Genomic DNA, 12,644 nt, shown 5'->3' on the forward strand with positions numbered 1-12,644 from the left:
AGCTAGGTAGAGGCGTTATCTCCGGCAAGCAAGGGCTCCAGAGTGTTTGCCAGTGCATCGATTTCACTGATGATCAACTTTGACCTCAGCGGCAGCATGGTCTGAGGTATCAAGGTTTCAGGATCTCGCACATGACGAGGGGTGTAGCCCAGTAGGCCTGCATAGCTCGCCGCATTGCTACCCAAGCTTTCGTAGAATCGTTCGAACAACTCTTCATCCTTTTGCTTTGACAGCAGCCGGTATTGTGATTTGCAGAACGCACAGACCTGAATGTAAAACGGGATGAATAATGGCCCGGCCACATACTTTGCCTTTTCGAGCGCTGTAGTGAGGTGGCTGAGGGTCAGCAGGCTATCGCCTGCCTGCATCGCATCCTGGGCACGCACCCACTCATTGAGCCATGCGGGACCGTTCACGAACGTAAGATGCCGGCCCCCGTCGATGAATCGCCTGTGTTCATTTTTGTAAATTAGCTCAAGGCTATTGGGAACCTCTGCCACAAGGTTTAGTGAGCCCGGTAAGGCCCTAATTCGGTTGAGCAGGGATTGATAGCGGTTGGGCGCCTGCTGGGCATAGACCTGCTGGCCAATGGGATAGTCGTTAAACAAAAGATCAAGCAAGTCACTGCTGGGTATTGAGTGGCCTAGCTCAGCTTGGTCACACATCAAGCGCCCCTGTGGCTCGAATGGCCCGCAATCCGCGATATGGGCGTTGAGGTTATGAGCGATCATGGCCGAAAAGGCGTGAATCGCGAATGCCTCTTCGTGGATGTGCTGCGGCAGGTGATGAACCAGTGGTCGAAGAGTCGGATAGAAAGTTTCCCACTTCATACGACTAGGCTTACGAAGTCGGTCTACCACCTGCTTGGACTGAGTATTGATCGGCTGGGAGGTGAACTCACGACTCCAGGCCCGCTCATCGAGCGGCCCCTCTTTCCGGAACTCGTGGTACTGATGAAGCTTATGCAGCGAAACGCCGGTGATTCGGCAAGCAGCATCGGCAAAGCCTCTCAGTGGCCATTGCTCATCCCTCTCGGCAGTTGGCCAGGCATCATCCGGCAACAACGCGCCGACTAGTGTCGCCGTCAGCGAGCGAAGATCATTGCTGAGAAAGAACTGATAGCTGTATGTCTGGCTCTCCGCGTTGCAAGCGTGCTCCCTGACAAACTCCCTGTAGTGCGAAAGCGCCGACACGTAAAAGCCAACAGCCAATTCAGATACGCCCCAACGGGAGTAGCGCTCAGTGATCAGGGACTCAATGTATTGGCGTAACTCTACATATTCGTCGAGGGATTCAAAGTCGGTTTTGGAGAGATGGTTGACATAGGCTTGAATCGTCCGGCTTTTCTTGACCTTCTGCTCATCACTTGGGGCAAGCTGAGCAGTCACAGCCACCAGGTCGCTGAGAGATCCATACTTGCCATCCTCCTTCTTGATTGCGTCGAAAGCTTGCCGCAGTGCAGCGCGCCGGTCTTTCTCTGTGGCAGCTACTTGAAAGGTTATATCTTGGTTGTCGCTACTCCAAAGCCCAAGGCAGTCGCACACGACCTTGTGGAGGTAACCTAAAGTTGGCAGTTGATCTGTGGTTGGTAGCATCGCTATTTCCTTGAAGAGAAGTCGTCGCCATCCTAGGCAAGTGAAAGCCTCTCACTAAGTATCAAAATCGCGATAAGGGCAGACAGCGGGACGCGCAAGCTCATTCAAGTCTTATGCTCTCTCGCACTGGCGAGTCTGGGTACTTCAAGGTAAAGCGGATCGAGTGTCCACCTCTTGGCCGATAGCTACCTATCACCAGCGTCTGCTTTCGGCCAAAGCAGAGATTACATGGGCTGGTAGTTGTGCATCTTGATGCTTCACCAGCATGGCCAGTGATCATAATTCATTCGTATTCTACGGGTGGTTCGATGGTCACTACGTAGACCCGCTGCTGCTCGCCTCCTATAGCCAAGCACTCGAGTGCGCTGCCCTCTGGCACGTCGAACCAGTGACCTACCGAGGCTAATTCTGCTGTCGGCAGGGGGAGTGGCGGTATCAGCATGGGATTCATAGCCTTGCATAAGCATCTTGCCCCCACGCCATTGCAAAACCGCCTACTGCCATCAGCGAGTGCCAGAGTCTCACCGACTCGTGCCGTGAGCGTACGGGCAGCCATTTTCCCCCTAACGCGCAGTTCTAGGCGCCAGGCTCCTCCTTCGCGCAATACGCGAAATTCTCATACTGCTCCAGTCTCGACCGATGCCTACAGTGCCTCCTACTCGACCGCTCTTTTCATGTCCCAAACTCTTCAAGCAGTCAGTCACCAAGGATCTGGTATAGCGCCGGGCCGCAGGCCGGTGACTGCTCTAGGCCATGCGGTACCGATCTAGAGGCAGAAGCGGGTGAGTTGAACAGAGCGTCCTATTCCGCGTAGCGGCGACTGATGGAGCTGGCAGATCGCCTCCATCTAATATGAATTAGTTCACAGTCCGCGTTACTATTTAGGTTCACCAAACTAGGACGTTCGTTCTGCTCAAGGCAGTCAGAGGGGTCAGGGATGAGCTTGAGGGCATGGCTGGCAGCGGCGTTGTTAAGCACCGCCCCTGTGTTGCACGCAGAAGTGCACACCTGCCGTGTGGTCGCGCTAAGTGATGGCGATACGTTCACCTGCCTAGACGTGTACAAAAGTCAGCACAAGATTCGCCTTGCCAATATCGATACCCCAGAAAAGGATCAGCCCTACGGGGCCAAATCGAAACAGGTCTTGAGTGCCCTTATCTTCGCCAAGCAGGTCAAGGTCGAATCGCAGGGTACTGACCGATATGGACGCACCATTGGCGTGGTCAGTGTCTCTGGCGTGAACGTCAACCGTGAAATGGTTGCGCGTGGCGCCGCCTGGGTTTACCCCCAATACAACCAAGACCACTCTTTACCCCGCGTAGAGCAGGAGGCTCAAGCGACTAAGCGCGGAGTCTGGGGATTGCCACAGGCGCAGATCATTGCGCCCTGGGAGTGGCGCAAATTGGGGCGGAGTCTCAATTCGGAATTTACCGCGCGGAAACAGCAGTCTGCATTGACTCCGGCTACAGCCGCAGGCGGCGGTTGTAGCAAACGACTATGCGGGCAAATGAACAATTGCGCGGATGCCCTGTTTCATCTGCAGCAGTGCGGCGTCACCTCCCTAGACCGGGACGGCGATGGTGTGCCCTGTGAAAGTCTCTGCCGATAACAATGCGTCGCGCTGAAGCGCGCTTAGGAATTCTGTAATGAAGGCAATTGGAAAACTGTTCTCGTGGTTGTTTGCCTCGCATCCGTCGACGGATGCGGACGACCATCCCGACCTTGTTCCGTTGGTCTTTGAAGACCTTAAAAAGGAGCTGGATGTAGAGATAGAAGCCAGAAAGCTTGGTCGAGCGGGGTTGCCTGAGGCCGATGCGACCGCGTTGTCTTTCCCCGAGAGGAAGATCATTCAACGGCTTGAGGCAGTTCGCGCTAACTATAGCAAGTGGGCATTGACCCGGATTAACAGCATCCACGAGCGACTCAACTCGTTTGATATCACCCAGTACGTGAATCGCGCCAAACAATATGCTGACGAATACGAACGCCTTGCCAATAAGGAGATTTCTGACGCCGAGGTAGAGCTAGGCCGACGCCGTAATGCGGCAGCGCGCCAGCAGGATGATCTGGATACATTCTGTAAGGAAAATAAACTGAGTCGTGAGGCCCATTATCCACAGGGACTCGCTAAAGCCAGCCTGATTTTGGTCGGTCTAGCACTCATTGCGATTGAAGGCTTTGTGAACGCCTTCTTCTTCGCCCAAGGATTAGATAGTGGCTTAGTCGGTGGTTTTTTTCAGGCCCTAATCTTGGCGACTATTAACTTTACAGTACCGGCATTCTTAGGCCGTTTGTGGCTTCCCAACGTCAATCACCATCATCTAGGACGTCGCCTGATTGGCTACCTCGGCTGGCTATTTGTGATTGCGTTCATGACAGTTTCGGCACTTGCCATCGCGCATTACCGAGAGGCTATGGGCCAAGCTGTAGATGAAAATATCAATGCTGCAGCGCTATCCCTGCAAACTCTGCAAGCAGCTCCATTTGGGCTAACAGAGATCTCATCCTGGCTGTTGTTCTGTATCAGCATTTTTTTTGCGCTGGTAGGGCTGGTCGATGGCTACAAGTTGGACGATCCCTACCCCGGATATGGTCGCCGACACCGCAAGACGCATGAGGCGATCAATGCATACCACGCTCTAGTTGATCAAGTGCGCGGGGAAATTTCCGGCCTTAAGGAAATGTTGCTGGAGTCTCTGGAGCATGATGTTGAGCGTGCCAAGGTTTGTGTGCTGGATTTCGGCAAGCTAGTGGAAGACAAAGCCTCGTGCGGGCATCGACTGAAATTGAACCTCAGCAAAGCCGAAAACATGCTGCAGGCGCTGATCGATGCTTTCCGCGATGAAAATAAAATGCATCGAAACGGAGTGCCTCGCCCTAGGTATTTCGATAGCCCGCCAGCGCTACAAAAAATAGAGCTCCCAATCTTTGACACCTCGACTGAGCTGGCCAAGCACAGAGAGCAAGAGTCCCTTCTGAATGGGCTGTTGGCTGACGTGGAGCAAGTACGGGGGTCTATCCAATCTGCCCATGAGAGCCGCTTTGACCAGCTCAAAGCTATCCATCAGCAGCTGTAGGAGTCGGGGATATGGCACATAAATCTCGGTATACCGCCAAGAACAAATACACCAAGAAAAGTAGTAATGCGGGTGACTGGATAAAGATTGTAGGGGCGGCCGGGGTTATCTTGGCGGCTCTAGGTATAGGGGGGTATTACCTCTACAACCAGCCCAAGGGCCCGGATAGAGTTACGCTGTGTCCGGCGGAGGGCCCTCTCGGGCATGTGGTGGTACTAGTTGATAACACCGACCCCTACTCCTTCATTCAGCGTGAAGCGTTCAGTCAGGCGCTGCGAGCACTCAGTGACGAGGTTGTTCCCGAAGGATATTTGTTGTCGGTGTTTTCGTTGGGCGAAAGCTTCGAGAACAATGCCAAGCCGCTCTTCGAGCGCTGCAACCCAGGCACCAGCGCAGGTAAGTCAGAGATGACTGCAAACCTGAAACGGATTGATCTACGTTATCACGAGTCCTTTAAAGCGCCCATTGAAAAACTAGAAGACTCCCTGCTGTCAGATACTCCGGCGCAATACTCACCCATATTTGAGATGATCCAGCTCGCCTCGATAAATGGTTTTAGAACGCAAAACGTACGAGGCCCCCGCAAACTGATTATTTTCTCGGACATGCTACCGAATACGCCTGAATACTCGATGTTCAAGGGCATTCCAGATTATAACGACTTCTCTAAAACGCCTTATGGCGAGCGCAGCAAGACGGATCTATCTGGGGTAAAAGTGGAAATCCATTACTTAATGAAATACCCGAAGTTACAGACAATGAAACAGTTGAATTTTTGGGAACTTTATTTTGAGGGTGCTGGCGCACGCTTAACCGGCGTTAACACGATGGAGGGCTAGATTATGACCGTCAAACTCGACATCAAAAAATTATTTATAACAGCAGTCAGCATTAAAACTGCCCTGGCGGCTCTTAGTGTTGCTCTTGGCAGCCCATATATTTGCGGTTTGATTTTGCCCTTGCTGGTAATGGTGCTTTATATTGGGCTTGGTATTTATAAGCGCGACGACAGTGTCTCCGACGAGAAGTTTGCAGACTCCTGCTACTATCTTGGCTTTATTTTTACTATTGCTTCGATCATTGCCTCGCTTTTTGATTTGCACAACATTGGATCAGGCTTGGGGGACGTAGCTGCTCGATTTGGCGCAGCAATGATTAGCACTTGTCTTGGTGTGATTGTTCGCGTGGTACTCGTGAGTTTCCGTCAAAACGCAGAGGACGCCTTAAAAAATGTTGAAGATAGCGTACTTACAGCTTCCCGGCGTTTGACGGATGAGTTTTCTCGCTCGTTTGACCAGCTAGTAGTTTTTCGTAGCGAAGCAGTCGAAGCGTCACGAATAGCCGTCGCTGGAGTGAAGGAGCAGATTGACTCGATGTCAGAGGCCCATCGCCAAGAGATCGAGACGTTCTTCAGTGCAATGACAGAACATAACAAAACCACAATTCTGGGTTTGATTCAGGATGTGCGAACTGCATCAATGGGACTAAACCGTATCTTGGAGCAGTACCAAGAGCGGGCATCCGAAACCAGCGAAGGAATTGATAAAACCCTGCAAAGCTTTATCACGACGCTGATAGAGCGCCTAACGGCTGTTGAGTTCCCGCCAGATATTTTTTCTAGCCGTTTGGAGGCACCAATTGCGCAGCTGAATGGGACTACGGCAGATGCTAGCAATAGCGTGAAACTAGTCTCTGAGCACGTTAAAAGCGCAGCAAAGAGCGTTTCCACAACTGTGGATAAAATTAATACCAAAGCCGAGTCTCTGAGTGAGGTGTTGTCGACGGCTCAAGCGTTGTCGGCGGAGCAGCAAGAGTTGCTGTTTGCCATTAAGCGCCAACAGCAGGCAGTAATCGATCAACTTCAAGCCTATCAAGAAGAAATGCTGAAGGGGTTTTCGGCGCAGCAGGAGTCTATGCTTGGTAAGTTGCACGAGCACGCGGATCTAATTGCGGACACCAATGGCGTGATGAGCAAATTGGTTGATCAGATCGGCGAAAATCGTGAAGTTGCCAAGGATTTCCATAAGGCATGGCTGGGTATGACACAGGTTGCTAGTGAAATGGCTGGAACCGTCAAAGACTCAATGGAAAAGCTTACACCCGCTATTGTCTCGATTGAGAAAATGACACAGCAATCAGTGCATGACTCTAGGTCTACCACCGCGTCGGTTGCGTCACTTGGTAGCTTAATGGTGCAGTTGCTTGAGCTAAATAAAACTCAGCTAGATCACGGTGCGTCAACCGCATATCAGCTTCAGGGGGTTGCTGAGTTAAATGAGCAAATACGGGTACTTAATGCAAATCTTCAGCATCTTATTCCGAGCGGAGACAAATACTCTGCCCTCGATGCTGTTGTAGAGAACTCTATTGCAGCCGCCTCACAGACTGTGACTCCGCTCAGCGAACCTTCTACTCCTTTATCGGCAAATTGAGTATGAAATATGGCCGATAAAAACGACCAGATTTTTCAACTATCATTGACTGAAATTGCTTTTATTTTGGTCTTTATTCTGATGTTTCTACTAGGCTCTATGGTTGCTTGGGGACATCAAGAAAACCAACGACTTTTAGAGCGACTAAGATCATATGTAGGAATAGAGCAAAAGCAGGCTGACCTAAAGAAAGCCGAGCAATTTCTTGAGGATAAGCTGGTTAGCAAAAATATCGATAACCCCCAAGAAGTGATTAAAAACCTAGTAGACTCTGTGCGAAGTCAAAACGAGATCATCAGATTAAAAAAGCAACTGGTTGACCAAGAGGCTAAGATCACCGCGCTGAGTGAATTACAGAAAGCTATTGATGAGGCAGCTAAGGGGCAAGGTGATGGGGCTTTGGTTCAGCAGCGGATTGAGCAAGCACTGGCCCTGACCAAGACGATCAAAGAGCAGCTCCAAGAAAAGCTCGAAAAGACAGATGAAAAAGCTCTATCTGAGGATCCAGACTACATTGCCAAGGCTGCAAAGCAGCAGCTTGCTGACAAGGCAAAAATCGATCAAACCTTTACTAATGACCCGTTGCTTGCAGCCTTAGCAGGTGACTCCCCTGGGCAGAAACTTGAAAGCCTTATCAAAGAGTATCGAGAAGTCGCTGTTCTTAAAAAGGAAGGGGCTGATCCCGTTATGGTTCGGAAAGAAAACACTGACTTGAAAGGCCAAATTCAGTTCTTGAAGAACAAGCTCGAAGCCAAAGGTGGGCTAGATTACCCACCTTGCTGGGCAGATGAGCAGGGAAAGATACAGTATCTTTTTAGTGTCGAGCTTCATGAGCACGAGTTGAATGTAGCACGGGCCTGGCCAGATACTCGGGAGGCTGATGCTCATGCGTTACCCAATATCCAGTCGGTGATGGCGGCAGCCTCATCTGATTACCCAAGATTCCTAGATGCAGTCAAACCCATTTCTGATTTGAGTCGAAAATTAAACTGTCGTCACTATGTACGCATTAAAAATCTGATTCCAGATGCGGTTACATCTGATCGTAGACGGCTTTCTATTGAAGATTATTTTTACAAAGTAGAAGTGCGTCGCTGACCAGATGTCATGACCTTAATGCCTAACGAAAGGTGCTGATGTCGGGCCGTTAAGCGCTGACCTTTGTTAATTTGGCTGAGTGCAGATTAGACATGGCCCTAGGGGGGAATATTTCTGGAGCCCCCCGCATGCATGCCGAACACAAAAACACACAAGATGAGGATTTAGGGCACGGCATCAGTAAATTAGAGGTCGTACTCTGCCTCCTCCAATCTCATCAAGCTAGCCTCACCCGGCCTCTGACCCCTTTAAATAGCCGCATTGGAAGTTGCGGTGATGTAAATTATGGGGCACATATAGATCTTCTATATTTTCCATAAACTACAAATAACACCTCCGAAGTTATAAGCATGTACTGGGCAGCATTTGCATCCGCACTTTCCCGATTGTATAGTTTGCTCATAGCCAACCCAAAAGGTCGCACGTGACTAAATTCGCAAACATTCAAACGCTCATCGAGTTTGCTGAGCACGACGCTATCACCAACAACAATCGCAGATTCTCTAGCCTCAGCTATTTCTATCTGCAATTTCAATCGCAGATTCGGACAATTGTTGCCGAGACAGCCTCCTTCAAAACTCTGCCGGTCGCTTTTTCATCCCAGACCCAGCTTCTAGGCTGGGCAGCGAACAACCATTTCGACGTCCAGAATGTCGGCGCCGGGATTTCTAGAGACGAAGCACTACGGCTAGTTGGCAGCAACAGCTCCCCTCAGATCTACTATGGCCAAGTTTTCATTTGGGTAAGGGCCAGTTCGAACAACTACCGGCTGGCATTCCTAGCTGAGCTTGACAGGACGCGTATTGATAAAACAGCCAAAACTGCCCAGAGAAACCACGGATATGCAGCAGAGTATTGCGACGGCATCATCAAGGCACTTAAAGAAAAAATAATTCGAAAGTACGTCTCCGACGCGAGAAGATCGCAATTGATTAGCGGCTTCGAGTCATTGAAAAACGACTTTCTTAAAGCATCTCAGTGCCCAACCCTTGCGGTTAATGACCGTTTAAAGCTTGATCTTCTAGATCGCGTAGTTGACGCTGATCATGTGGTTAACCGCAAATCACTGACTGAGCTACCTGATGCATGGGTAATGCTTGCCCCGGTCAACTCAACAACAAATCGAAAATTCGGCTGGATGATCGAGCGCTATATCAACAAGGCGGACAAATCGACTATCAGCATTCAACTTGATCCAATCATGGCTTTCAAGCTCCATGCTGCAACTCTACCCCAATGTCCCTTCGAACTGCAGGCGGCACTTGATACCCACCGGAAACTCTATATCCCAAATGATGGATCCCCGATTAGGCAGGAATTTGCAGATGCAGAGTTAGTCATAACAGAGGTTGTCGCCGGAAAAAGAAAGGCAATAACCCGGTAATTACAGAAGGGCCAGCGTTGCAGGCCCTTTTCATTGGCATCTGAAGAGCACCGAGATTAGCTCAGCCTGCTTGAGACGTAGAAGCTCTCCAATTTGCAGTCCACAACCTTTCGCCATCACAGTAGAAAACCGCACGAGGGCCTTTAACCACCATCTGTGCGACCGACCACGTCTGGGAGTGCCTATTTGACGCAGCAGCAATCAGCAACTGCTATTTGACGACTCAAGATCTCTAGGAAATCTGGGGCAATTCAGGTGAAGCCTCAATTATCTGCGCGATAGACCCGCCAATACTCCCTTGCTGCATCAATCAGCTTGCTCGCTTTTACCCGTCCCTCCCCCCCCTTGCCGCTTACCTCGACGAACCAATAGCAGTACGTGATGGCACGTGTGACAGCGACGTATGCCGTGCGCAGTGCCTCTTCGTCCTGAGCCGAATCATAAGGTCGAGCATCTCCCTGTGCCCCCATGCGCGCCTGCCGCAAAATGTCATTCTTGTAAGGTGAACTCGTTTTGGTCTCGCAGTCGCCCAGCAAGAAAACGGCTTTGGCCTGCAGTCCCTTTGAGGCGTGATACGTCAGGAACATCAGGTCTTTCTCACGATCCTCTTCCTTTGACCGCGCAATCAAATCAGCGGTAGCGGCCTGCAGAGCTTTCCGATATTTCCTGGTTCTATAAAGGATCAGAATGCTATCTCCCTGCTCATAATGCTTTCGCACCAAGTCAGCTAGGACCTCAGGTGTTACAGGAGGACAGCTCAGCACCGTGCCATTTGCCGACTGTTGCGGCCCCTCGATCAAGCCACCTGCCTCTATCTGGTGCTTATTCAGATCGTTACCCTGAGCGATAGCACATCCGCGACCCGATGAGTTTTGCGTTCCTTTGACATTCCCTTTCCAATCCTCAGGATCGAAGGGGAAGACGCAGACGGGCTCGCGATGCCGAGTGACTTTTTCGTTAGCTGCGATTCCGCTTTTATTCTCGAAAAGAGCGGTTTTGGCGACCAGCGATTCAGCAGCATCGATGATCCATTGGTGGGAGCGGTAGTTCTCATTCATGATGACGCGAGTTGAATTCAGCGCCGTGAAATGTTTGTCGAAGTCGACAAAGAACTCTGGAGAGCTCCCCCTCCAACCGTAGATGCTTTGCCAATCGTCTCCAACCGCAATCAGGGATGGGGGTGATGGAACCCCACGCGTCTCAGGTTGCAGTTCTCGCCGGCCAATTTCAGCGAAGGTCGCTTTTACCCATGACATAGTGTTCGCACCGACGTCTTGAAACTCGTCGATCAGAAGGGTTGTCATGGGCCGTAGGACACCGTCAGGCACATACTGAAAGCTATCCTGATTCTGCTCGTTGAACAGAGCGAACATGGTATTGAATGTCATAATCGGCGGGCTCGTATCCTTCAGCTGCTGATTGAAGCGACGCCAAAAGATCCCAAGGGCCTCGAAGAAAATTTTGTCCAGATCTCGTTGGGGGAGCTGCATATTTTTAACGGCATGCTCAACATCCAGCCCAAGGTTCTCAATGAACGAAGCCGCAGAGTAAAAGGCTTCAAGTATGTGGCTAGCGGATAACTCCCCCTTCACTTTGTAATCGAATACAGGGCAGGAGGTCATAGAGCCTTTGAGCTCTTCAATCGACTTACTTGCTTCGTGGTAGCTGTTCAGTAAGAGAACTGGCCGCGTGGAGTGGACTTGGAAGAGCAGCTGCTTTTTGGCCAGATCCTGCTGTAGCCAAGATTTGCGATTTTCGATCGCGAGGTCTTTCGGCTCACTCTCATCTAACCCGAGCAAGACGTAGGCGTCCAAGGCCTCAATGTATCCGTCAGCTCGAAGCTTCTGGCCGCCTAGCTGGATTAACTTCCCGGCGGGATCAATCCCATCTATCGGCCATTTCCCAGCAGCGCTCCAAAGCTCGGCCATCTTGACGCACAGTGCATCATCAAAGTATGCCTGACGACCTGATTTGGCCAGTTGTGCAGCCACCTCGAGGGCCGTGGAGTCTAAGGGGCGGAGGGAAATGCTACGAATGTACAGGTTTAGGATCAACTTCTTGAAAACTGAATTTTCCCTGTAAAGATCCGAGTAAACTTGGCGTAGCAAACCGATCTGCCGCAGATTCAGTTTTAGCTGAATAACAGGCGTGTCTGGCTCTTCGAGATCCTCATCAAGATCATCCTCGCCCCCCCAATTATCTCTAATTACCGGCACCCCAGCCTCGTGTGACTCAGACGCGGATAACTCCTCAACAGCCAGCTCTTGGTGTTTGTTGTCTGTCTCTACCCGGTCTTTCAAAAACTCGAAAGGCTGGACACCTGTCAGCCCAGGAAGGCATCGGGCGAATGAAAGTATTCGAGAGTGAAACGTTCGAACGATCCGTTCCGACTGCTTCACCGAAACATCATGGCCCCAAAGCAAGAAAACCTTGCGAAGCTTCTCGGCAAAATCACGTTTCGACTCCCTTGTGAAAGTCACCACGGTAATGCTCGAAAACTGAATCCCAAGGTAGTGCCTGAGAACGACTAGGCGAAGCACCATAGTTGTCGACTTACCACTACCGGCACCTGCGATCACGGAGGTAGTGGGAGTACGAGACAGGATAAGCTTCCACTGATCTTCAGATGGCTGCTCCTCCTTTGGTATGCGCGATGCAACATCGGCCTTGATTAAGGCTTCCATCTGAGCAGTGATCTCAAGGCGAGTATCGCTAAAGAGAGTACTTGATGGCGCAGCACTGGCAGCGTTAGTTTTTTGGGCAACCTCGATTTTGGCGCGCAGTCGAGCCTCCCTGAGACCCGCGTCATATCCGAGCGAGTAACCCCTTAGTAATGCGGAAACCTGCTCAAATCCAACGACTCCTAAAAGCCACTCAGTTGCTTTTGCTACAGGATGACGATGCTCCCTTACGGGGGTGCTGCTCGCTCCCGTGGGTTTTCCGTTGCGCTCAAACGAACTCAAAGCTTCCTACTTCCTAAATCGATGCTCTAAATTTCACGTGGAAACGCTCGATATGGACGCTTTTAAGGCTGCGAACAAGCAGCGCTGTCGCACAT

The 12,644-nt window shown here is 50.8% G+C and carries 8 protein-coding genes; 6 read left to right on the forward strand and 2 right to left on the reverse strand.

Annotated elements, in window-relative coordinates; translation table 11 throughout:
• Window positions 1–2: 2 nt before the first annotated feature.
• Window positions 3–1,595, reverse strand: coding sequence for an SGNH/GDSL hydrolase family protein (locus ACYJSS_RS09145; RefSeq protein WP_271658420.1), 1,593 nt, complete (start codon window positions 1,593–1,595; stop codon window positions 3–5).
• Window positions 1,596–2,532: 937 nt separating this feature from the next.
• On the opposite strand from ACYJSS_RS09145, the gene ACYJSS_RS09150 reads away from it, so the two are divergent.
• The 6 genes from ACYJSS_RS09150 to ACYJSS_RS09175 all read left to right on the forward strand — a co-directional run bounded on the left by ACYJSS_RS09150 (window position 2,533) and on the right by ACYJSS_RS09175 (window position 9,586).
• Complete coding sequence (locus ACYJSS_RS09150) at window positions 2,533–3,204, forward strand: thermonuclease family protein (RefSeq protein ID WP_187806449.1); 672 nt, start codon at window positions 2,533–2,535, stop codon at window positions 3,202–3,204.
• A gap of 37 nt (window positions 3,205–3,241) precedes the next feature.
• Window positions 3,242–4,672: a hypothetical protein gene (locus ACYJSS_RS09155; protein WP_271658421.1), complete on the forward strand. Its 1,431-nt coding sequence runs from the start codon at window positions 3,242–3,244 to the stop codon at window positions 4,670–4,672.
• Between the two features lie 11 nt (window positions 4,673–4,683).
• Complete coding sequence (locus ACYJSS_RS09160) at window positions 4,684–5,511, forward strand: hypothetical protein (RefSeq protein WP_271658422.1); 828 nt, start codon at window positions 4,684–4,686, stop codon at window positions 5,509–5,511.
• 3 nt (window positions 5,512–5,514) lie between these two features.
• The gene (locus tag ACYJSS_RS09165) at window positions 5,515–7,104 is read left to right on the forward strand and encodes a YhgE/Pip domain-containing protein (RefSeq protein ID WP_271658423.1); all 1,590 of its coding nucleotides are present in this window, start codon (window positions 5,515–5,517) and stop codon (window positions 7,102–7,104) included.
• Between the two features lie 9 nt (window positions 7,105–7,113).
• Window positions 7,114–8,202, forward strand: coding sequence for a coiled-coil domain-containing protein (locus ACYJSS_RS09170; RefSeq protein ID WP_271658424.1), 1,089 nt, complete (start codon window positions 7,114–7,116; stop codon window positions 8,200–8,202).
• Window positions 8,203–8,626: 424 nt separating this feature from the next.
• Window positions 8,627–9,586: a hypothetical protein gene (locus ACYJSS_RS09175; RefSeq protein ID WP_271658425.1), complete on the forward strand. Its 960-nt coding sequence runs from the start codon at window positions 8,627–8,629 to the stop codon at window positions 9,584–9,586.
• Window positions 9,587–9,849: 263 nt separating this feature from the next.
• On the opposite strand, the gene ACYJSS_RS09180 is transcribed toward ACYJSS_RS09175, so the two are convergent.
• The gene (locus ACYJSS_RS09180) at window positions 9,850–12,549 is read right to left on the reverse strand and encodes a UvrD-helicase domain-containing protein (protein ID WP_459479685.1); all 2,700 of its coding nucleotides are present in this window, start codon (window positions 12,547–12,549) and stop codon (window positions 9,850–9,852) included.
• Window positions 12,550–12,644 lie beyond the last annotated feature (95 nt).

It is taken from the genome of Pseudomonas sp. No.21 (genome assembly GCF_054558415.1).